Here is a 20,160-nt window from a genome sequence, read left to right as displayed (position 1 = left end):
CGACGCCCCCTTCTCCCCTTGTGGGAGAAGGTGTCGCCGAAGGCGAGGGATGAGGGGTATTCGTCAAGCTGGAACACCCCTCATCCGACCGAGCTTCGCTCGGCCACCTTCTCCCACAAGGGGAGAAGGAGCGTTCGCGCCCCTCATCCGCCGTTCGGACACCTTCTCCCCGTGAACGGGAAGAAGAAAGCATGAGCCCCGCCAAGAAGCCCGATCTGTTGCGCGACAACGAGCTGATCTACGGCCGGCTGCTGACGATCGACGAGCCGCACCTGATCCAGCGCTACAACAAGGCGATGGTCGCGTTCGGCTTGAAGCCGACCAAATTGAAAAGCTTCGAGATCGACCGCACCGGCTTTTCGCCGCAGGTCGCCGAGGAATGCGGCGACTACAGCTACCTCGATCCGAACGAGGTCAACCGCCGCTTCATCATCCTGACGCCGTCGCAGATCGACCTGCCGGTGGTGCACACGGCTTTTTCCAACACCTCGCTGCTGATGTACGAATTCATGTCCAAGAACCAGCGTGCCATCGATGCGCTGACGATCAAGGACGTCATCTATGGCGAGATCGAGGATTCGGTCCCCAAGGTCGACGACATCGAGGACCTGCTGTCGATCAACCAGGTCGAATTCAAGGTGCTGTCGGCGGAGGACGTGCTCGGCAAGGCCGCCGAACTCGGCAAGCTGGTCGACCGGCTGAAGCAGGAGCCGGATGCCTGGCGCGACAACACCATGCTTGCCCACATGGTCGAGCTGGCGAAGATCTGCGGCGACATCCGCGAGAATGCGCTGGTGCCGGACCAGGTGATCTTCCGCCACAACGCCTATTGGACCAGCCATTTCGGCGGGCTCTATGTGTTCGTCGATCCCGACGTGACGACGGTGATCAGCGACCCGGCAGCGCCGGGCTTTCGCCGCTCGCGGCCATGGCAGGTGAGTTACCTTTCGATCCACGACGCCGACAAGGTATTCAAGTTCCTCGCCTCGACCGGCCGCATCGAGCTGCCGCGCGCCTCATGGATCGAAACCTCCGGTTATCTCGAGCATCGCGCCGAAATGGTGGTGCGCGCGCTGATCCGCGACGCCGATCCCGACCGCAATCTGACCGACGTCGACAAGGTCTGGCTGCAGACCTGGATCCACGGCCATACCGATCTGATTACCAGGGACGGCAATTTTCCCTTCCTCAACGCCGCCAAGCGCGAGATCGCCCAGCTCGGCCATCTCAAGATCGAGGACGTGTTCCCGCAGCAGCGCTTCCTGGTCATCCGCGCCAAGCCGGACCATCCCGACGCCTGGCTGACCAACCAGCTGATCTCGGACTTCGTGCCGCAGGACTTCGTCTCGCGTTACGTCTTCAACAAGCCGGGCTTCTACAGGGATTATGAAGGCTTCAGCGACGCCTGGAGATCGCATGTTGTGGACGTTCTGAAAACCACATATCTGAAGGACAAGGTGGCGTTTCGCACACGCCTCTACGGCTTGACTGACTGAGGGGGTGATATCGCCATGCTTGATCCGATCGTGAGTTTCTTCACCCGGATTTTCCAGTGGATTGGCCGCGGCATCGGCTTGGTCGTCGGTGCGATCCTGTGGCCGTTCCTGTGGGCGGGGCGCTGGTACACGCAACGCGGCTGGATACTGAAGGCGGTGCTCGGCCTGGCTGTGCTCGTGCTGATCGGCCTCTATGTCAATTTCTTCTACGCCACCCAGTGGTGGAACAATTTCGACCCGAATTACGTCGACAAATACACGTTCGAAAAACGCAACAGCTCCGCCGGTGAACAGGTTTCCGCCGGCGCCGGCACCGACACGGCCAAGACCTGCGGAAATTCAGCCATTGCCCAGGTTGCGGCCGACCTGACCGACTTCAACGTCAACCAGAATGCCTGGGTGTCGTCGATGATCCTCTACAAGCTCGGCCTGTTCGGCATCGACTGGGACCACACGCCGTTCATGGACAACAAGGCTTCGTTCCAGCGCGGCATCAACCAGGCGGTGCGGCGCACGGCGACCGAGCTTGCCGATAATCTCGGCCGCGTCCGCACCACCTCGCAGATCGACGCCGACCTGCAGGACGCCCGCGGCAATCTGCAGTTTGATGAGGAAACCTGGTACTTCGGCTTGAACCCGTTCGGTCCCAAGACGCCGACGCCGAGCTACTATCGCGACGCAGTGCGCAAGCTGCGTTCCTTCAACGCCCGCCTCGCAGCCTGCCAGGCGACGTTCGATGCCCGCGCCGACAATCTCAAGCAGTATATCGACCGCATCTCGTCCGATATCGGTTCGACCTCGGCGATCCTCAAGGAGCGTGCCGAAAACCACAATAATGGCTGGTTCGACACCCGCGCCGACGACCGCTTCTGGTTCGCCTATGGCCAGCTCTATGCCTATTACGGGCTGATGAAAGGCGCACAGGCCGACTTTGAGGACGTCATCAAGGAAAAGCACCTGCAGAACCTGTGGGATACGATGGACGCGCAATTCGTCTCGGCGCTGCGCATCCAGCCCTTCATCATCGCCAATGGCCGCGAGGACGGCTGGCTGTTGCCGACACATCTGACGACGATGGGCTTTTACATACTCAGGGTGCGCTCGAACATGGTCGAGATCAGCAACGTGCTGACGCAGTAGCGGATCGTTCCGCACGGCCGGCGCTGGTGAATTTGCGCCGTTGCTTCTGTCGCTTTTCGCGTATTAGGCGGCTGTTTTGAGACGGCGGAACCGCGCCTGCTCTGGCTTCTATACGGCGCTGCAACCGGCGCAAAAAAGAACCTGTAGCAGAGCGGCCGGCGGCAGAGGTATTTTCTTCGCAGGAAACATAGTTGCATGAAAGTTGACGCCGCGGCAGCGACAGGGGTAGAACATGCTCGCGCCTGCAATGCCGGGCTGTTCTTGCGACCACACTAGTCAAATCCGTCCAATCCAGAGGGAAGCCGTCATGGCCGAAGTGAAGTCCGACATCGAGATCGCGCGCGGCGCCAGGAAGAAGCAGATCCAGGAGATCGGCCAAAAGATCGGCATTCCGAGCGAACATCTTCTGCCCTACGGCCACGACAAGGCGAAGATCTCGGCCGAGTTCATCAAGTCGGTGAAGGGCAACAAGGACGGCAAGCTGATCCTCGTCACCGCCATCAACCCGACACCGGCCGGCGAAGGCAAGACGACGACGACGGTGGGCTTGGGCGATGGCCTCAACCGCATCGGCAAGAAGGCCATCGTCTGCATCCGCGAGGCTTCGCTCGGACCGAATTTCGGCGTCAAGGGCGGTGCCGCCGGCGGCGGCTACGCGCAGGTCGTGCCGATGGAGGACATGAACCTCCACTTCACCGGCGATTTCCATGCCATCACCACCGCGCATAACTTGCTGTCGGCGCTGATCGACAACCACATCTATTGGGGCAACGAGCTCGGCATCGACACCCGCCGTGTCGTCTGGCGCCGCGTCATGGACATGAACGACCGGTCGCTGCGCGAGATCATCTGTTCGCTCGGCGGCGTCGCCAACGGTTTCCCGCGCGAGGCCGGTTTCGACATCACAGTCGCCTCGGAAGTCATGGCCATCCTGTGCCTGTCGACCGACCTGAAGGACCTGGAAAAGCGCCTCGGCGACATCATCGTCGCCTATCGCCGTGACAAGTCGGCCGTCTATGCCCGCGACCTCAAGGCCGATGGCGCCATGGCCGTGCTCTTGAAGGACGCCATGCAGCCCAATCTCGTGCAGACGCTGGAGAACAACCCGGCCTTCGTGCATGGCGGCCCCTTCGCCAACATCGCGCATGGCTGTAACTCCGTCGTTGCCACCACGACGGCGCTGAAGCTTGCCGATTACGTCGTCACCGAAGCCGGTTTCGGTGCCGATCTCGGTGCCGAAAAGTTCTTCGACATCAAATGCCGCAAGGCCGGCCTAAGGCCCGCCGCGGCGGTCATCGTCGCCACGGTTCGCGCCATGAAGATGAATGGCGGCGTCAAGAAAGAAGATCTCGGCAAGGAGAACGTCGAGGCGGTCAAGAAGGGATGTGCAAATCTCGGCCGCCACATCGAGAACATCCGCCAGTTCGGTGTGCCGGCAGTGGTCGCCATCAACCATTTCTACTCCGACACCGAGGCCGAGATCCAGGCGATGAAGGATTACGTCGCCTCGATGGGCGAAGAGGCGATCCTGTGCAAGCACTGGGCTCAGGGATCGGCCGGCATCGAGGAACTGGCCAAAAGAGTCGTGGCTTTGGCCGAATCCGGCGCGTCGCAATTTGCCCCGCTGTATCCCGACGCCATGCCGCTGTTCGAGAAGATCAACACCATCGTCCAGCGCATCTATCGCGGTTCCGAAGCGATCGCCGACAAATCGGTGCGCGACCAGCTCCACGCCTGGGAGCACGCCGGCTACGGTCATTTGCCGGTCTGCATGGCCAAGACGCAATATTCCTTCTCCACCGATCCGAATCTGCGCGGCGCGCCGACCGGCCACACCGTGCCGGTGCGCGAGGTCAGGCTGTCTGCCGGCGCCGGCTTCGTCGTCATCATCTGCGGCGAGGTGATGACCATGCCCGGCCTGCCCAAAGCACCATCCTCGGAAAAGATCTTCCTGAACGAAATGGGCCAGATCGAAGGCCTGTTCTAGGGATAATCAAACGCTCGAACCGCAAAGGGTGCCGCAACGCTGCGGCGCCCTTTTTGGCGTCTTCGCGACGATCTCGTCCCTACGCAGCGCTTCGCGCCAGCGCGCGCTGGTTGGAGGCATAAGGTGTGTCGTGCTGGGGTACCACGCCGGTGTTCAGGCAATCGATCCACTCGGCGGTCTTGAGAACGGCCGCGAAGCGCGACTGCAGGACGATCGTCACCACGCGATGGATTTCCTCCCCCGAAGCGTAACCGGCGCTGTTGGCGTACGGCAACGACCCCGTCGCGTCCGACAGGAACTCCACCTCGAAGCCCATATGCACGGCGTGGATGACCGTCGACAGATCGCAATTATGCGTCATGTAGCCAATGACTGTGATCGTATCGATAGAGTTGGCGCGCAGCCACTCCTCGAGGTCTGTGCCGGTGAAGCCGCTGGGCAAGTTCTTTTCGATGTAGTGGTCGCGGTTTCGCCTGGCGATTTCCGGGTGCAACTCGGCGCCATGGCTGCCCTTGGCGAAGACCGGTGAGGTTTCCGGCGCCAACTGCTTGATGACCACCACCTTGACGCCTGCCTCGGTGGCCGCGTCCATCGCTCGCGCTACATTGACGACGCTGTCGCGGAAGGGCGGATGCTGGATGGCGAGGTTGCCGCCGTCATAGTCGTTCTGAACATCGATGACGATGAGGGCGCGGCGTGGAGCTTTGCCTTTGGCTGGTTGCGACATGGGGTTTTCCTTTCCCGTTGGACATTGATGGGTGGACGATAAGCTCGGCACGGGATTGCAAAAAGTGTCCCAATTGACATTATTCGAAAGAATTGGGACAATTGGCTGTTACTCCTGTTGGTGCTGCCATGACCGATCCTGCCGTTGCCGCCATCGCCTTCGATGGCATCAGCCCGTTTCATCTCTCCGTGCCGTGTCTCGTGTTCGGCGCGGATCGCACGACGCTTGGCCTGCCGCGCTTCGACTTCCGGGTCTGCGCGATTGAGGACGGCCCGATCCGCACCGATGCCGGGCTGACCATCAGCGTCCCGCACGGGCTTTCCGCGCTCGATGACGCCGACATCGTCATCGTGCCAAGCTGGAAGGATCTCGGGAGCTCGCCTCCAGCGGCATTGATCGACGCGTTGCTTGGCGCGCACCGGCGCGGCGCGCTGATCGTCGGACTGTGCCTGGGAACGTTCGCTGTCGCGGCGACCGGACTGCTCTCAGGGCGGCGAGCGGCGACGCACTGGGCCTACGCGGATCAGCTGCAGGAACTCTATCCCGACATTCTCGTCGAACCGGAAGTGCTCTACATCGACAATGGCGATGTCGTGACATCCGCCGGCGTCGCCGCCGGGCTCGACTGCTGCCTGCACGTCGTACGGGCTCGTTACGGCGCGGAGGCGGCACTTCGCCTTGCCCGGCAGATCGTGCTTTCTCCGCATAGGCAGGGCGGGCAGGCGCAATTCATCGAACGTCCCATCGCCAGGACCGGCAATGCGGACCGCTTTACCCAGGCTCTCGAAACAGTGCGCAAAACGTTGGGTGAGCCGCACAGTCTGGACAGCGTTGCCGGTCACGCCGGGCTCACCCGCCGGACGTTCACGCGCCGTTTCCAGAAATCGATCGGCACCAGTTTCGGCGACTGGCTGACCGACCAGCGCGTCCAGCTGGCGCAGCGGCTGCTGGAAGCAACTGAAAAATCGATGGACACGGTTGCCTTCGAGGCCGGCTTCGGCAGCGCCACCTCGCTGCGCCAGCATTTCGCAGCGCGCCTCAGAACCTCGCCGGCGCAGTACCGGCGCGAATTCTCGAGGAGTGTCGATCTCAATAGACGCGGCGCTTCACGTTGATCCGGCTCAGCCGTTCCTGATTATCCGTGCCGGATTACCAACCACAGTGATGTTCGCCGCGACGTCGCGCGTCACCACGGCACCGGCGCCGACGATAGCGCCATCGCCGATCCTGACCCCGCCGAGGATGATGGCACTTCCGCCGATCCAGGCATTGTCGCCGATCTCGACCGGCCTGGCCATCTCCAGCCCTGCCCGTCGTCCGGCGGCCTCCTTGTGGTGCTCGGCGCAATAGATCTGCACATTGGGGCCGAGCAGCGTTCCCTTGCCGATGCGGACTGGCGCCGTGTCGAGGATGGTGCAGCCGGCATTGAGAAAAACGCGGTCGCCGAGGAAGATGTTGAAGCCATAGGCACAGTGGAATTGCGCCTCGATCCGGGCGCCCTCGCCCGCAGCGCCGAGCAACGTCCGCAATCCAGGCCCGATATCGCCACGCTGCCGGGGTGGCAGGCTGTTGTGCTCGAACACCGCGTCGCGCGACGTAATGCGCAGCGCCTCCAGTTCCGGATCGAGGCAGCAATACCACTCGCCCGCCGCCATTTTCGTGCGTTCGCTCCCCCTCATGGCCGCAACTCCAGTTTCAACTTTGCCAAAGCACAAGTGGTGAAAATACGAAAGCACCGGCGGCGACACCACCTCTGGTCAAATACCCGACCTATGGTAGCTTGCCTTCTCGGACCTGTCCCAAGCCGGCCATCGAGGGGATCGATCATGCTGTACATTCTTGCACTCCTGATCGGCATCGTTGCCGGGCTTCGCGCCATGACCGCGCCCGCAGCGGTCGCCTGGGGCGCCTGGCTTGGCTGGCTGCCGGTCGCCGGCACCTGGGCGAGCTTCATGGGCCACTGGATCGCCGTCGGCATCTTCACCATCCTGGCCATCGCCGAACTGGTCACCGACCAGCTGCCATCGACGCCGAGCCGCAAGGTGCCGCAGCAATTCGGCACGCGCATCGTCCTGGGCGCTTTCACCGGCGCGGTGATCGGCGCCACCGGTGGCGCCATCATCGGCGGCCTGATCGCGGGCGTCATCGGTGCGGTGATCGGCACGCTGGGCGGCGCCGAGGCGCGCAAGCGCCTGGCCACCGCCTTCGGCAAGGACCCGCCCGCCGCCTTCATCGAGGACGCGGTGGCGATCGTCGGCGGGCTTCTGATCGTGGCGGCGGTGGCATGACGGCAAAGACATTCGACGCCATCATCGTCGGTGCCGGGCAGGCCGGCCCACCGCTCGCCGGCCGGCTGAATGCGGCCGGCATGAGCGTGGCGCTGATCGAGCGAAAGCTGGTCGGCGGCACTTGCGTCAACACCGGCTGCACGCCGACCAAAACGATGGTAGCAAGCGCCTATGCCGCGCATCTTGCCCGCTCCGCCGCGGACTACGGGGTGACGCTCTCCGGTCCCGTCGGCGTCAACTACAAGGCGATCAAGGCGCGCAAGGACAAGGTCTCCAACGACGCACGCGGCAATCTCGAAGACTGGATTGCCGGCATGGACAAATGCACGCTCTATCGCGGCCATGCGCGTTTCGTGAGCGCCAATACGGTGCGCGTCGGCGACGATCTGCTGAGCGCCGAAAGGATATTCCTCAACACCGGTGGCCGCGCCTCGGTGCCCGACCTGCCCGGTGTCAACGACGTATCCTACCTCACCAACTCGTCGATGATGGATCTCGACGTGCTGCCGCGCCATCTCATCGTTGTCGGCGGCAGCTATGTCTCGCTCGAATTCGCGCAGATGTTCCGTCGCTTCGGTTCCGAAGTCACAGTCATCGAAAAAAGCCCGCGCCTGATCGGCCGCGAGGACGAGGATGTCTCGGACGCCATTTTGTCGATCCTCGAAAACGAAGCCATTGCCGTCCATCTCGGCGCCGACGACATCCGCTTCGCCAGGCGAGGCAACGAAATCGCCGTGACCTTCTCGCCAGGCAAGGCAGCTGCGGTCGGCTCGCATGTGCTGCTGGCGCTCGGCCGCACGCCAAACACCGACGATCTCGGCCTCGACAAACCCGGCGTCGAGGTCGACAAACGCGGCTTCATCGTCGTCGACGACCAGTTGCGCACCAGCGTGCCCGGCATCTGGGCAATGGGCGACTGCAACGGCAAGGGCGCCTTCACCCACACCTCGTACAACGACTACGAGATCGTCGCCGCCAACCTGCTCGACAACGATCCGCGCAAGGTCAGCGACCGCATCGAGGCCTACGCGCTCTATATCGACCCACCACTCGGCCGCTGCGGCATGACCGAAGCCGCGGTCAGGAAATCCGGTCGCCGCGCCCTGGTCGGCCAGCGGCCAATGACCCGCGTCAGCCGTGCCGTCGAAAAAGGTGAGACGCAAGGTTTCATGAAGATCCTGGTCGATGCCGACACCAGGGAGATCCTCGGCTGTTCGGTGCTCGGCCCGGGCGGCGACGAAGCGGTGCACTGCGTGCTCGACCTGATGTATGCCAAGGCGCCGGTCAGCACACTGGCGCGCGCCGTGCACATCCACCCGAACGTCTCGGAGCTTCTGCCGACCATCGCCCAGGAACTCAAGCCGCTGGTGTGAGCGCCGGGTAGAGTCGTGCGCCCATAGCGGCGCCGGCTGGACCAATCGACAGCCCAGGGGCAAAAGGGCATGTGTTCCGCCTCTTCTCCCGGAGGCATCCCATGCAGAAATCCATCGAACGCATCGCCGGCGACAGCGAAGGCGTTTCCTACGAATTCCCCGTCTTCCGCTTCACCGGAACAGACAAGACGGCGCCGCCTTCCGCCTATCTGCAGGCGGCACTTCATGCCGGCGAATTGCCGGGCGTCGTCGCCATCGATGCACTGATGCCGATGCTGGAAAAGGCGGAAGCCGAGGGCCGCATCACCGGCAATATGACCATCGTGCCCTGGGCTAATCCGATCGGCCGCGCGCAATATCTTTACGGCGACCATCAGGGCCGCTTTCATCTGGGCACGCGCACCAATTTCAACCGTGGCTTTCCGCGGCTCGCCGCGCCCGACCTCTCGCTGCTGCCGGCGCACGGCACGGTCGACCAGCGGCTGAAGGCGCGGCTGCTGCAGCTCTCCATCGGCCACGACATCGTGCTCGACCTGCATTGCGACGATGAAGGCCTCGCCTATCTCTACGTCCACACCAGCCTGTGGCCGGCCATGGCGGACTGTGCGGCGGCCATGGGCGTCGATGCGGTGATGCTGTGGGACGAAGATCCCGACGGCACCTTCGAAGGCGCCTCGATCATGCCATACCAAAACGTTCCCGCCGACGTGGCGCGCCTCGACCGGCGCGTCGCCACCACCGTCGAATATCGCGGCATACTCGATGTCGACGGCGCCCTGGCCGGCGCCGATGCCGAGGGGCTCTACCGGCTGCTGGTGGCGCGCGGCGTCATCCGGGATCAGGCGCTGTCCGCGCCTGGCAGCTTCGTTGGGCTCGTCGCACCTATCGAAAACATCGAGATGATGCCGGCGCCCCGCTCGGGCGCGATCCTCTTCGACGTGAAGCCGGGCGATCGCGTCACCAAGGGTGCGCGACTTGCCACCATCGTCCACGCGCCCGGTGAGCCCGACGGCCGCACGGAAGTGTTGGCGCCGCAGGCGGGCCTCATCCTGACCCGGCGTTCCCGGCGCATCATCCGCGCCGGCGAAGACCTCTTGAAGCTGGTCGGCGACAGGACGAGCGCCGATGCAAGGTCGGGGACGCTGGAGGACTGACGCACCCTGCCAGACTAGCCCGAAATCGCCTGTCGCGCCTTGGCCTCCAGCCATTCGGCCATCTGCCGGTACGGCACCGGACCATGGCTCACGCGGGCGACGCCGAGTTCGGCAAGCCTCTGGCGCGGCGGCACATGCGCCAGGGCAATGATGTTGACCGGCAATGCCGTTGCCTCGCAGAGCGCCTCGATCAGGCCTTCATCGGCAAGCCCCGGCGCAAAGAAGCCATGCGCTCCGGCCCTTTCGTAGGCGTGCGCCCGCTCGATCGCCTGATCGAGAAGAGCCCTGTCGTGCGCATTCGGTTTAGTCTTCAGGAAAATGTCGGTTCGGGTGTTAATGAAGGCCGGAATACCCGACGCCTTCACCGCCGCTGCGGCGGCTTCGATCCGCCTCACCTGTATGGCGATGTCGTGCAGCCCACTGCCGCCGACAATCTGATCCTCGAAATTAAAGCCGACGGCCCCAGCCTGCACGGCGAGCGCTACGCTGCGGGCGACAACCTCCGGAGCGACCCCGTAACCCCCCTCGAGGTCCATGCTTACCGGCACATCCACCGCCGCAACGATGCGTTTGATGTTTTCGAGCGCCAGTTCCAACGGGATTTTCTCGCCATCGGCGAATCCGAAAGCGGCCGCGACGGGCCAGCTGCCGGTGGCAATGGCCTTGGCCCCTGCTTTCTCGATGATCTTGGCTGAGCCTGGGTCCCAGGCATTGTAGAGGACAATCGGGTTTCCCTTGACATGGAGGGAATGGAACGTCCGTGCGCGGTCGATCTGCTCGGTCATTTGATGTCTTCCCGTCTTCTTGCTGTGTGATGCAGAGTCTAGGCAGGACTGCCGGTCTTGGCCATGTGCCATGGGTTGCGAAAGCGGCAGCCACCCCACAGACTTTCAAACCTGTTGCGCACACCGCTTTTCGCGGCTATGGATTTCGCCATGAATATGCGTTCGATCAAGACCATTTGGTGGTGGGCTCGCTGACAGCGGCCTGTTCGAACGCGTTCGCGTGACAATAGAGGGTGGCCGCAGCGGAATGTCCGGGCGGCCATTTGTTTTTCAAGCCATTCCCGGGTCCGTTGCCCCAAAGACGCTGATGGAGACGGCAATGACGACGAAAATTCTGGAGAATGGCGCCGAGCGCTTCGTCACCGCGGGTGGCGTGGCGATTACCCGCCAGCGCCATGACCGGCCATATGAAGTGGCGATCGACGGCTATGTCGATGGCCTGAATTCGCGCCGCGGCGCCGTGTTTTCCTCGAATTACGAATATCCCGGCCGCTATACGCGCTGGGACACCGCCATCATCGATCCGCCGGTGGTGATCTCGGCACGCGGCCGCGCCATGCGCATCGAGGCGCTGAACCGCCGCGGCGAGGTGCTTTTACCGGTGATCGGCACGGTGCTTGCCGGCCTTGACGATGTCACGATCGCCGAGACGTCCAACAAACTCATCCGCCTCGAGGTCGCCAAGCCCGGTCGTATCTTCACCGAAGAGGAACGCAGCCGCGTTCCCTCCGTCTTCACCGTGCTGCGCGCCATCACCGCCTTGTTCAAGACCGAGGAGGACGCCAATCTCGGCCTCTATGGCGCCTTTGGCTACGACCTCGCCTTCCAGTTCGATCCGGTCGACTACAAGCTCGAGCGCAAGCCAAGCCAGCGCGATCTCGTGCTGTTCCTGCCCGACGAAATCCTCGTCGTCGACCATTATTCGACCAAGGCCTGGACCGACCGCTACGACTATTCCGGCGATGGCTTCTCGACCGAAGGCCTGCCGCGCGACGAAGTCGTCGAGCCGTTCAGGACCGCAGACCGCATCCCGCCGCGCGGTGACCACGAGCCGGGCGAATATGCCAAGCTGGTGCGCAAGGCGATGAAGAGCTTCGAGCGCGGCGACCTGTTCGAAGTGGTGCCGGGGCAGATGTTCTACGAACGCTGCGAAACCCAGCCCTCCGAGATTTCCCGCAAGCTGAAGAGCATCAACCCTTCGCCCTATTCCTTCTTCATCAATCTCGGCGAGGGCGAATATCTGATCGGCGCCTCGCCGGAAATGTTCGTGCGCGTCAACGGCCGGCGCGTCGAGACCTGCCCGATCTCCGGCACCATCAAGCGCGGCGACGACGCCATTTCCGACAGCGAGCAGATCTTGAAGCTGCTCAATTCGAAGAAGGACGAATCCGAACTCACCATGTGCTCGGACGTCGACCGCAACGACAAATCGAGGGTCTGCGAGCCGGGCTCGGTGCGCGTCATCGGCCGCCGCCAGATCGAGATGTATTCGCGCCTGATCCACACCGTCGACCACATCGAGGGACGGCTGCGCGAAGGCATGGACGCTTTCGATGCCTTCTTGTCGCATGCCTGGGCGGTCACCGTTACCGGCGCGCCGAAATTATGGGCTATGCGCTTCATCGAGCAGAACGAGAAGAGCCCGCGCGCCTGGTATGGCGGGGCGATCGGCATGGTCAACTTCAATGGTGACATGAACACCGGCCTGACGCTTCGCACCATCCGCATCAAGGACGGCATCGCTGAGGTGCGCGCCGGCGCCACGCTGCTCTTCGACAGCATTCCCGAAGAAGAAGAAGCCGAAACCGAACTGAAGGCATCCGCCATGCTCTCCGCCATCCGCGACGCCAAATTAGGCAATGCCGCCAGCACCGAACGCAGCACCGCGCGTGTCGGCGACGGCGTCAACATCCTCCTGGTCGACCACGAGGACAGTTTCGTCCATACGCTCGCCAACTATTTCCGCCAGACCGGCGCCAATGTCTCGACGGTGCGCACACCGGTGCCGGACGAGATCTTCGACCGGCTGAAGCCAAACCTGGTCGTGCTGTCGCCCGGCCCCGGCACGCCGAAGGATTTCGACTGCGCCGCGACCATCAAGCGGGCCCGTGCGCGCGATCTGCCGATCTTCGGCGTCTGCCTCGGGCTGCAGGCGCTGGCCGAAGCCTATGGCGGCGAGCTGCGGCAATTGCACATCCCCATGCATGGCAAGCCGTCGCGCATCCGCGTGTCGAAGCCGGGCATCATCTTCTCCGGCTTGCCCAAGGAGGTGACGGTCGGCCGCTACCATTCGATCTTCGCCGATCCGGTGCGGCTGCCCGATGGTTTTGTCGTCACCGCCGAGACCGAAGACGGCATCATCATGGCCTTCGAGCACCGCAAGGAGCCGATCGCTGCGGTGCAGTTTCACCCGGAATCGATCATGACGCTCGGCCACAATGCCGGCATGCGCATCATCGAGAACATCGTCGCGCACCTGCCGCGCAAGGCCAAGGAAAAGGCCGCTTAATTCGAGGGCTCAGTGTTGGGATCTTTTCCCCAGTGACCGCGGCAGAAATCAAGGCCGCCGCCAGGCAGAAGGTCGCCAGCCTCGCCTTCTGGTCGATCGTTGTCGCCTGCGTCGTGCTCGGCCTGAAGCTGGTGGCCTGGTACGTCACCGGCTCGGTTGCGCTATATTCGGACGCGCTGGAATCGATCGTCAACGTCATTGCCTCGGCAGCCGCCTATTGGGCGATCCAGGTCAGCTACAAGCCGGCCGACCAGGACCATCCGTTCGGCCACCACAAGGCCGAGTATTTCTCGGCCGTCCTCGAAGGCGTGCTGATCGTGCTTGCCGCCTTGCTGATCCTCAATGAGGTCTGGTGGTCCTGGCAGCATCCCGCCCCGCTGGAACAGCCATGGACCGGCCTTGCCGTCAACGGCGTCGCAACGGTCATCAACGCCGTCTGGGCCTTGACGCTGATCCGCACCGGCCGAAGCGAAAAATCACCGGCTCTCGTCGCCGACGGCAGGCACATCATGACCGATGTGGCGACCTCGGTCGGTGTGTTCATCGGCCTGGTCGGCGCCGTGCTGACCGGCTGGCAGGTTCTCGATCCGGCTCTTGCCGTGATCGTGGCGCTGAACATTCTGTGGCAGGGCTGGCACGTCATCGGCTCGTCCATGAACGGGCTGATGGACCGCGCCGTCGACACCCAGGAACATATCCGCATCCGCGACATCATCTCGGCCAATTGCAAGGGCGCGCTCGAGGTCCACGATTTGAAGACGCGCATCGCCGGCCGCGCCACCTTCATCGAGTTCCATCTGGTCGTCGACGCCGACATGTCGGTCGGCGCCAGCCACGTCATCTGCGACCGCATCGAGGACGCGCTGCAGGCAGAGATCCCTTCCGTCCGCGTCATCATCCATGTCGAGCCCGACGATGAAGCGAAACTCCCCAAGGGCACGACGGCCGTGCCGTTCGCGTGAGGTGGCGTCGCGGAGAAAAATCGCTCAGTGGTGATCCTTCGCGCCCCCCTCTGTCCTGCCGGACATCTCCCCCACAAGTGGGGAGATTGGCAGCTTCAGCGCGCCGCTCACTCCTGCGACGATGGTGATTGGCGAAAGCGGCGGTGACGGCCGATCTCCCCCCAAGTGGGGGAGATGTCCGGCAGGACAGAGGGGGGCGCTGTCCCTCCAGCATTGCGGTTGCTATAGCCCGCAGGCGGCCTGCGGCATCGGCTCCAGCCGGTAGACCTTGTCGTCGGAGCTGGTGTCGCCTTCCGCCGCCTTCGAGCACAGATCGACGATCGGCAGGCCGCTGTTCGGGTTGGCCAGCATCATCGTGCCGTTGGCGCCGCGGCGAAGGAAGACCTCCTTTTGCGCGATGTCGGAGGAGGCAGCACCCGTCTTCGTGCTCGCCGCGCAGCGCCATTGGTCGCCCTCGCCCTGGCAGTTGTAGACCTGCGTGACCTTGGCCGATTTCTGCCGCGTGGTAACCGAAACGGCGATATCGGCGCCGCTTGGCCAATTGGCCGGATCGCCCTCCTTGGCGAAAGACGCCAGCTCGACCGGTCCGCGATAAACCCGGATCGTCTGGGTCAGCTGATCGGGATGCGAGCCGAGATGCGCGGCATCGTAGTCACGCCCGTAGCAGAAGGCTCGGTCCGGCTTCAGCCGCTCGCGCAATGGCGGGCCAAGGGCCGGGTCGATCGGGTCGATGTGCGCGAACTCGGCCTTGCAGGTGGCGGCCGGCATCGGGTCGAGCCCGAAGCTGTTGTCGTCCTTGCCCAGCGCCTGCCGTTCGTACTCCGCCTCGCCGAGCTCATCTTCCGATCCGGCGTCGAGATAGAGGTCGGGCTGCACGTCCGAGACGATCAGCCGGCCTTTGTCGTCGACCTTCAGCGAAGCCATGGTGCGATCGCAGTCCATGCCGCAGCGGATCGCACCGGTTTTGCCGTCCTCCGACTCATGGCTGCACCAGCCGCCGAGCCATTCCGGCGCCTCGGCGCCGCGCACCGTCGTCGCCATGAAGCCATTGTAGGAGGAATCGATGCCAGTGCTTGGCTCCTCGTTTGGCCGGCTGACCGGATCGCGGCCGTAATAAAAGAAGATGCGCGCCACCTTCTGGTGCGGATGCGACTTGAGATGCGCGGCGTCGTAGACGCGGCCGAAGCAGGCGTCCTTGCCGTCGGGGCTGAGCTCGGTGAGTTTGAGCGTGTCGTCGGCGAAAGCAGCACCGGCGACGGCGGCAAGCAAGGCAACCCCAAGCCCGGCGCCCACAATGGTCCTTGATATCATGCTGGCTCCCCCTGCCCCGACAAGACGTGGCGTCAATTTATGCTAGGATCGAGGCCGAGGCCACGCAATTTGCGCGGGCCGGCCAAATGGGAGATGAAGCCATGCGACGCCGCGATATTTTCCGCGTCGGTCTTGCCGGGGCCGCCGGGCTTTTCGGGCTGCGCCCCACCAAGGCTGCAGCTAGTGAAGTCAAGCCGGCGGCTGCCGAAGAGGAAAGGCAAAAGGTCGCCTATCACCTCAGCGACCTCGACAAGGTCAATTTCGTGCTCGGCAACATCAAGAACCACTTCGAAGGCACCGACGGCAAGGTCGACATCGCGCTTGTCGTGCACGGCCCGGCACTTGCCGCCTTCAAGTCGAAAGGCATATCGGCTGCCATTTCCGGGCGGTTCGCCGGCCTTGTCCAGGATGGGCTCAGCCCGCACGCTTGCGCCAACACCATGCACGGCATGGATATCGGCCTGGCCGACCTGCTCGACGGCTTCCATGCAGCCGACCGGGGCGGCGTCGTCAAGCTCGCCGAATTGCAACGCCAGGGCTACGCCTATCTCAGGCCATAGGCTTTTACGGACTTGAACGCGAGGACTGCGAGGGCCTACGAAGAGTAGGCAGAGTCCCCCGGAGGAATAGACGTGCCAGCCACCACCACCCTTGTCAGCCCCTCTCTGGTCATCCCCGACCTTGCCGGAAAGGCGGTCCTAGTCACCGGCGCCTCGACCGGCATCGGCGCGGCGCTTGCACTTGCCTATGCCGCGCAGAAATGCCGCGTCGCGCTGCACTATAATTCGAGCCGTACGGCTGCCGAAAACCTGGCCGCGACCATTCGCAACGGTGGCGGTGACGTGTTCCTCGTCCAGGGCGATTTCTCGGTCCCCGCCGATGTCGAGCGCGTCGTCGAGGACAGTGCGCAACATTTCGGCCGGCTCGACGGCCTCGTCAACAATGCCGGCGGCATGCTCGGCCGCGTGCCCTATGCCGAGCAGACCGAGGCGCATTACGACGCGGTGATGGACCTCAACGCGCGTTCGGTGCTGACAGCTTCGCGCAAGGCGATCCCATGGCTGAAGCGGCAGGGCGGCTTCATCGTCAACACCTCCTCGATCGCCGCGCGCAACGGCGCCGGTGGCGGCGCCGGCCTTTACGGCTCGGCCAAGGCCTTCGTCTCCAACATCACGCGCGGCATGGCCAAGGAGCTGATCAGTTTCAACATCCGCGTTAACGCGGTAGCGCCCGGCACGATCGCGACGCCTTTCCACGAGCGCTACTCGACCGACGACCAGATGAGAGGCATGATCGCCACCATCCCGCAGGGCCGCGCCGGCACCGCCGAGGACTGCGTCGGCGCCTATCTGTTCCTCTCCTCCGATCTGCTGAGCGGCTACATCATCGGCCAGGTGATCGAGGTCAATGGCGGGCAGTTGATGCCGTAGACGGCGAACTGCATACTCCTGGTTGCGTCATCTCAACGGAGCAAAGCGAATGTACGGACTGATCGGCAAGATGCGGGCGATGCGCGGCCAGCGTGACGCAATGATGGATATCCTGCTCGCCAGCACCGGCGCCATGCCCGGCTGCCTGAACTACATCATCGCCACCGACCCGGCCGATGCCGACGCGATCTGGGTGACCGAAGTGTGGACCGACGCCGAAAGCCACAAGGCTTCGCTGCAGCTGCCCGAAGTCCAGGCGGCAATCGCCAAGGCACGGCCGATCATCGCCGGCTTCGAGTTCCAGGTGGAGACGCATCCTGTTGGCGGGTTCGGGTTACCGGAGAGCAAGGTGAGCTGAGGATGAGGATAGGGGATCCGGTTTCGCTAGCGATTAGCCGAGTTGCCACCGCGCCTTCGTCATCTCAGGGCGGAGCAGGAGCGAAGCGACGTCGCGCAGACCCTGGGATCCATGCCGTTACATCAGCCGAAGAATGCAGCGGTTCAGAATGGCGCTTGCATCCGCAGCGGTGCCTACTCGGTTGGTAAAGGACGTGCTGTCGGTGCCAAGAAGCACTCGATTCTGATCCGCCTTCGCGTGCCACAGTTGTCACGGCATGGATCCTGGGGTCTGCGCCGCGTCGCTTCGCTCCTTGCTCCGCCCCAGGATGACGAAGGGATGGATGTCTCAGCTAATCTCCAAGGTTCAGCGTATTACCACCCAAGCCCTTTTCCTCCCAAAAAGGGTTCGCATTTTTCCGCGACCGGTCTAAGAGCCGATTTATGGATTCTTCCCCGAACCCGCCGGCCATCGAGCATCTGGCGCGGATCCACAAGGCTTGGCAGTGGCCGGTCCTGGTGGTGGTCTCGGTGCTGTTTGCCGGCGCGCTGGAACTCGCCGCCCTGCCCGCCGCGCTCTTGATCGGACCGATGCTGGCGGCCATCGCTGCCGGCACCAACGGCGCCACGGTGCGCGTGCCGCGGGTTCTGTTCGGCTCAGCCCAGGCGGTCGTCGGCTGCCTGGTCGCCAGTTCGATCTCGGCCGATATCTTTCCCGTCTTCTACAGGGAATGGCCGCTGTTCCTCGGCGTTGTGATGGCGACGGTCGCGGCATCCAGCCTGCTTGGCTGGCTGATCAGCCGCTGGCGCATCCTGCCCGGCACCACGGCGGTCTGGGGCTCGTCGCCGGGCGCCGCCACCGCCATGGTGCTGATGGCCGGTGCCTTCGGCGCCGACCAGCGCCTCGTCGCCTTCATGCTATATCTGCGCGTCATCTGCGTCTCGATGACGGCAGCCTTGGTGGCCAAGCTGTGGGTCGACACCTCAGGCATCGAGGTGCCGGCCATCGTCTGGTTCCCACCGGTCGACCCGCAAGGCTTGGCCGCAACATTCGGCGTGGCGCTGGTCGGCGGCCTCGCCGGAAAGCTTTTCCGGCTGCCGTCGCCGTTTTTCCTCGGCACCTTCATTTTCGGCACCGTGATCCATCTCGGGCTCGGCGTGACCATGCAGTTGCCACCCTGGCTGCTCGCCTTGAGCTATACGATGATCGGCTGGAGCATCGGCCTGAATTTCACCAGGGCCATTTTGCGCCACGCGGCCCGCGCGCTGCCGCAGATCGTCGGCTCGATCATTGCCCTGATCGTCTTTTGCGGCGGCCTCGCCTTCCTGATCAGCCGCCTGCTCGGCATCGATCCGCTGACCGCCTATCTGGCGACCAGCCCCGGCGGCATGGACAGCGTCGCCATCATCGCCGCCGCCGCGCAGCATGTCGACATCTCCTTCGTCATGGCGCTGCAATCGGCACGCTTCCTGATCGTGCTTCTGGTCGGCCCAAGCGTGGCGCGGCTGGTGGCGAGAAGCCTGCGGGAGTAAGACCGGCCGGGCAGCGCGTCAGCTGATCACCAGGCTGGAGATGCGGTCGCCGTCCAGCGTGAAAGCCATGTCGCCCTCGCCGTTGAAGCCGTTGCCTGTGACCGCGATGCGGACCTTGTAGGTATCGCCCGCCGGTTCGATACGAATGATGCTAAGTTTGGACTGCACGCCGATATTGTCCGACTGGTTCCAGCGCGCAATCTGGTCGCGGCCCCGGAACGACCTGCCCCAGTCGCTCAGAAAGGCATCGGCGGTGAACGTCTCGAGGAAAGCTTTGGTGTCGCCGGCATTGGTGGCTTCGACAAAGCGGCGGATGGCATCGGGCGTGGTCATTTCCTTCCTCCAGGTGACCTAATCCAGCCGGTGCATCAGATCGTCGTCCAGCCAGCGGGCGAAGAAATACACCAGTTGCTTGTGCCACCACGGCCAGTCATGGGCGACATCGCCGCCCCAATAGTCGACCCAGGCCGGGATCGACTTGTCACGCAGGATCTGTTCCAGCGCCTGCGTATCGGCCAGCATCCGTTCCTCCCAGGCACCTTGCCCGCAGCAGAAGATCAGCCGCAGCGCCTTCAGCCTGACAAGCAGCCCCGGATCGACGATACCCGGCAGGTAGTCGAGCGGCGAGTTGAAGAAAATCTGTCCGTCGAGCGCGCTGCCGAAGAAATCGTGGGTCGAGTAGACCCCCGACAGCGCGATGACCCCGCTGGCCAGTTCCGGAAAGCGGAAGACGAAATTCGACGAATGATAGCCGCCCATCGAGCAGCCGCAAAATAGCGGCTTCAGCGTACGCCCGCCATTGGCCTCGGCTGCGACAGACAGGAGTTCCGGCAGCGCCTCCTCGCGCACATAGCGGAAATACGCTTCATGCCGGGCGATGCGATGGGCCGGCTCGGCGTGGCGGTCGAAGAAGGATTCCGCATCGATGCCGTCCAGCGTGAACAGCTGGATGCGACCGGTGTCGACGAACTCGGCGAGAGCCGAGACGGCGCCGGAATCCTCGAACTGGTAGAACCGCCCTTGCGAAGTCGGGAACACAACCACGGGTCGGCCGGCATGGCCGTAGCGCTTGTATTCCATGTCGCGGCCGAGGTTGCGGCCAAAACCCTTGTGGTAGGAAACGTCCATC

Annotated in this window: 19 protein-coding genes; 13 read left to right on the top strand and 6 right to left on the bottom strand. The window is 63.6% G+C overall.

Annotated features, from left to right (window positions below):
- Positions 1 to 191 precede the first annotated feature (191 nt).
- The 3 genes from NKJ46_RS10370 (at position 192) to NKJ46_RS10360 (ending at position 4,623) form a co-directional block, all read left to right on the top strand.
- Positions 192 to 1,496, top strand: a complete 1,305-nt coding sequence (locus NKJ46_RS10370) for a DUF6638 family protein (protein ID WP_352664605.1) — start codon at positions 192 to 194, stop codon at positions 1,494 to 1,496.
- Between the two features lie 15 nt (positions 1,497 to 1,511).
- Entirely contained in the window at positions 1,512 to 2,636 is a 1,125-nt protein-coding gene (locus NKJ46_RS10365) for a DUF2333 family protein (RefSeq protein ID WP_352488967.1), read from the top strand.
- Between the two features lie 307 nt (positions 2,637 to 2,943).
- Positions 2,944 to 4,623 (top strand): formate--tetrahydrofolate ligase, encoded by a 1,680-nt coding sequence (locus tag NKJ46_RS10360; protein WP_352466802.1) that lies wholly within the window; start codon positions 2,944 to 2,946, stop codon positions 4,621 to 4,623.
- Positions 4,624 to 4,702: 79 nt separating this feature from the next.
- On the opposite strand, the gene NKJ46_RS10355 is transcribed toward NKJ46_RS10360, so the two are convergent.
- The gene (locus tag NKJ46_RS10355; protein ID WP_352664603.1) at positions 4,703 to 5,350 is read right to left on the bottom strand and encodes a cysteine hydrolase family protein; all 648 of its coding nucleotides are present in this window, start codon (positions 5,348 to 5,350) and stop codon (positions 4,703 to 4,705) included.
- A 128-nt stretch (positions 5,351 to 5,478) separates the two neighbouring features.
- Here NKJ46_RS10355 and NKJ46_RS10350 point away from each other — a divergent pair, with 128 nt between their 5' ends.
- Positions 5,479 to 6,465 carry a helix-turn-helix domain-containing protein gene (locus NKJ46_RS10350; RefSeq protein WP_352664601.1) on the top strand — a complete coding sequence of 329 codons (987 nt, stop codon included), beginning with the start codon at positions 5,479 to 5,481 and terminating at the stop codon, positions 6,463 to 6,465.
- Positions 6,466 to 6,471: 6 nt separating this feature from the next.
- On the opposite strand, the gene NKJ46_RS10345 is transcribed toward NKJ46_RS10350, so the two are convergent.
- A complete protein-coding gene (locus NKJ46_RS10345; protein ID WP_352664599.1) occupies positions 6,472 to 7,029 on the bottom strand; it encodes a sugar O-acetyltransferase in 558 nt (185 codons plus the stop codon).
- A gap of 147 nt (positions 7,030 to 7,176) precedes the next feature.
- On the opposite strand from NKJ46_RS10345, the gene NKJ46_RS10340 reads away from it, so the two are divergent.
- The 3 genes from NKJ46_RS10340 to NKJ46_RS10330 all read left to right on the top strand — a co-directional run bounded on the left by NKJ46_RS10340 (position 7,177) and on the right by NKJ46_RS10330 (position 10,165).
- On the top strand, positions 7,177 to 7,638 hold the full coding sequence (locus NKJ46_RS10340; protein WP_352664597.1) for a DUF4126 domain-containing protein: 462 nt from the start codon (positions 7,177 to 7,179) through the stop codon (positions 7,636 to 7,638).
- Entirely contained in the window at positions 7,635 to 9,011 is a 1,377-nt protein-coding gene (locus tag NKJ46_RS10335) for an FAD-containing oxidoreductase (protein ID WP_352664595.1), read from the top strand. Before NKJ46_RS10340 ends, NKJ46_RS10335 begins: the two co-directional genes overlap by 4 nt.
- A gap of 101 nt (positions 9,012 to 9,112) precedes the next feature.
- Positions 9,113 to 10,165 (top strand): M14 family metallopeptidase, encoded by a 1,053-nt coding sequence (locus NKJ46_RS10330; RefSeq protein WP_352664593.1) that lies wholly within the window; start codon positions 9,113 to 9,115, stop codon positions 10,163 to 10,165.
- 14 nt (positions 10,166 to 10,179) lie between these two features.
- On the opposite strand, the gene NKJ46_RS10325 is transcribed toward NKJ46_RS10330, so the two are convergent.
- On the bottom strand, positions 10,180 to 10,950 hold the full coding sequence (locus NKJ46_RS10325; protein ID WP_352664591.1) for an isocitrate lyase/PEP mutase family protein: 771 nt from the start codon (positions 10,948 to 10,950) through the stop codon (positions 10,180 to 10,182).
- 319 nt (positions 10,951 to 11,269) lie between these two features.
- On the opposite strand from NKJ46_RS10325, the gene NKJ46_RS10320 reads away from it, so the two are divergent.
- Positions 11,270 to 13,459, top strand: coding sequence for an anthranilate synthase (locus NKJ46_RS10320; RefSeq protein WP_352664589.1), 2,190 nt, complete (start codon positions 11,270 to 11,272; stop codon positions 13,457 to 13,459).
- 32 nt (positions 13,460 to 13,491) lie between these two features.
- A complete protein-coding gene (locus NKJ46_RS10315; RefSeq protein WP_502894484.1) occupies positions 13,492 to 14,421 on the top strand; it encodes a cation diffusion facilitator family transporter in 930 nt (309 codons plus the stop codon).
- 222 nt (positions 14,422 to 14,643) lie between these two features.
- Here NKJ46_RS10315 and NKJ46_RS10310 read toward each other — a convergent pair whose 3' ends face one another.
- Positions 14,644 to 15,732 carry a hypothetical protein gene (locus NKJ46_RS10310; RefSeq protein WP_352664587.1) on the bottom strand — a complete coding sequence of 363 codons (1,089 nt, stop codon included), beginning with the start codon at positions 15,730 to 15,732 and terminating at the stop codon, positions 14,644 to 14,646.
- 101 nt (positions 15,733 to 15,833) lie between these two features.
- Here NKJ46_RS10310 and NKJ46_RS10305 point away from each other — a divergent pair, with 101 nt between their 5' ends.
- The 4 genes from NKJ46_RS10305 to NKJ46_RS10290 all read left to right on the top strand — a co-directional run bounded on the left by NKJ46_RS10305 (position 15,834) and on the right by NKJ46_RS10290 (position 19,031).
- Positions 15,834 to 16,292 (top strand): DsrE family protein, encoded by a 459-nt coding sequence (locus NKJ46_RS10305; RefSeq protein WP_352664585.1) that lies wholly within the window; start codon positions 15,834 to 15,836, stop codon positions 16,290 to 16,292.
- A gap of 72 nt (positions 16,293 to 16,364) precedes the next feature.
- Complete coding sequence (locus NKJ46_RS10300) at positions 16,365 to 17,162, top strand: SDR family NAD(P)-dependent oxidoreductase (protein ID WP_352664583.1); 798 nt, start codon at positions 16,365 to 16,367, stop codon at positions 17,160 to 17,162.
- Between the two features lie 49 nt (positions 17,163 to 17,211).
- Positions 17,212 to 17,520 carry a putative quinol monooxygenase gene (locus NKJ46_RS10295; RefSeq protein WP_352664581.1) on the top strand — a complete coding sequence of 103 codons (309 nt, stop codon included), beginning with the start codon at positions 17,212 to 17,214 and terminating at the stop codon, positions 17,518 to 17,520.
- 422 nt (positions 17,521 to 17,942) lie between these two features.
- Positions 17,943 to 19,031: an AbrB family transcriptional regulator gene (locus NKJ46_RS10290; protein ID WP_352664579.1), complete on the top strand. Its 1,089-nt coding sequence runs from the start codon at positions 17,943 to 17,945 to the stop codon at positions 19,029 to 19,031.
- 18 nt (positions 19,032 to 19,049) lie between these two features.
- On the opposite strand, the gene NKJ46_RS10285 is transcribed toward NKJ46_RS10290, so the two are convergent.
- Together NKJ46_RS10285 and NKJ46_RS10280 are read right to left on the bottom strand one after the other, a co-directional pair.
- Entirely contained in the window at positions 19,050 to 19,364 is a 315-nt protein-coding gene (locus tag NKJ46_RS10285; protein WP_352664577.1) for a nuclear transport factor 2 family protein, read from the bottom strand.
- A gap of 18 nt (positions 19,365 to 19,382) precedes the next feature.
- Entirely contained in the window at positions 19,383 to 20,159 is a 777-nt protein-coding gene (locus NKJ46_RS10280; RefSeq protein WP_352620494.1) for an esterase family protein, read from the bottom strand.
- Position 20,160: the final 1 nt, after the last annotated feature.

Origin of the sequence: Mesorhizobium sp. M0166, assembly GCF_040322255.1 — a bacterium.
Classification (GTDB): Bacteria; Pseudomonadota; Alphaproteobacteria; order Rhizobiales; family Rhizobiaceae; genus Mesorhizobium.
The sequence above is the reverse complement of the archived record's forward strand: the minus strand, read 5'-3'. Positions and strand labels throughout refer to the sequence as shown.

What these genes read in the sequence shown, in the direction of transcription:
- NKJ46_RS10325 (WP_352664591.1), bottom strand. Translation starts at nt 10,950, where the DNA reads ATGACCGAGCAGATCGACCGCGCACGGACGTTCCATTCCCTCCATGTC.
- NKJ46_RS10340 (WP_352664597.1), top strand. Translation starts at nt 7,177, where the DNA reads ATGCTGTACATTCTTGCACTCCTGATCGGCATCGTTGCCGGGCTTCGC.
- NKJ46_RS10290 (WP_352664579.1), top strand. Translation starts at nt 17,943, where the DNA reads ATGGATTCTTCCCCGAACCCGCCGGCCATCGAGCATCTGGCGCGGATC.
- NKJ46_RS10365 (WP_352488967.1), top strand. Translation starts at nt 1,512, where the DNA reads ATGCTTGATCCGATCGTGAGTTTCTTCACCCGGATTTTCCAGTGGATT.
- NKJ46_RS10305 (WP_352664585.1), top strand. Translation starts at nt 15,834, where the DNA reads ATGCGACGCCGCGATATTTTCCGCGTCGGTCTTGCCGGGGCCGCCGGG.
- NKJ46_RS10285 (WP_352664577.1), bottom strand. Translation starts at nt 19,364, where the DNA reads ATGACCACGCCCGATGCCATCCGCCGCTTTGTCGAAGCCACCAATGCC.
- NKJ46_RS10320 (WP_352664589.1), top strand. Translation starts at nt 11,270, where the DNA reads ATGACGACGAAAATTCTGGAGAATGGCGCCGAGCGCTTCGTCACCGCG.
- NKJ46_RS10280 (WP_352620494.1), bottom strand. Translation starts at nt 20,159, where the DNA reads ATGGACGTTTCCTACCACAAGGGTTTTGGCCGCAACCTCGGCCGCGAC.
- NKJ46_RS10310 (WP_352664587.1), bottom strand. Translation starts at nt 15,732, where the DNA reads ATGATATCAAGGACCATTGTGGGCGCCGGGCTTGGGGTTGCCTTGCTT.
- NKJ46_RS10370 (WP_352664605.1), top strand. Translation starts at nt 192, where the DNA reads ATGAGCCCCGCCAAGAAGCCCGATCTGTTGCGCGACAACGAGCTGATC.
- NKJ46_RS10335 (WP_352664595.1), top strand. Translation starts at nt 7,635, where the DNA reads ATGACGGCAAAGACATTCGACGCCATCATCGTCGGTGCCGGGCAGGCC.
- NKJ46_RS10330 (WP_352664593.1), top strand. Translation starts at nt 9,113, where the DNA reads ATGCAGAAATCCATCGAACGCATCGCCGGCGACAGCGAAGGCGTTTCC.
- NKJ46_RS10295 (WP_352664581.1), top strand. Translation starts at nt 17,212, where the DNA reads ATGTACGGACTGATCGGCAAGATGCGGGCGATGCGCGGCCAGCGTGAC.
- NKJ46_RS10355 (WP_352664603.1), bottom strand. Translation starts at nt 5,350, where the DNA reads ATGTCGCAACCAGCCAAAGGCAAAGCTCCACGCCGCGCCCTCATCGTC.
- NKJ46_RS10345 (WP_352664599.1), bottom strand. Translation starts at nt 7,029, where the DNA reads ATGAGGGGGAGCGAACGCACGAAAATGGCGGCGGGCGAGTGGTATTGC.
- NKJ46_RS10350 (WP_352664601.1), top strand. Translation starts at nt 5,479, where the DNA reads ATGACCGATCCTGCCGTTGCCGCCATCGCCTTCGATGGCATCAGCCCG.
- NKJ46_RS10360 (WP_352466802.1), top strand. Translation starts at nt 2,944, where the DNA reads ATGGCCGAAGTGAAGTCCGACATCGAGATCGCGCGCGGCGCCAGGAAG.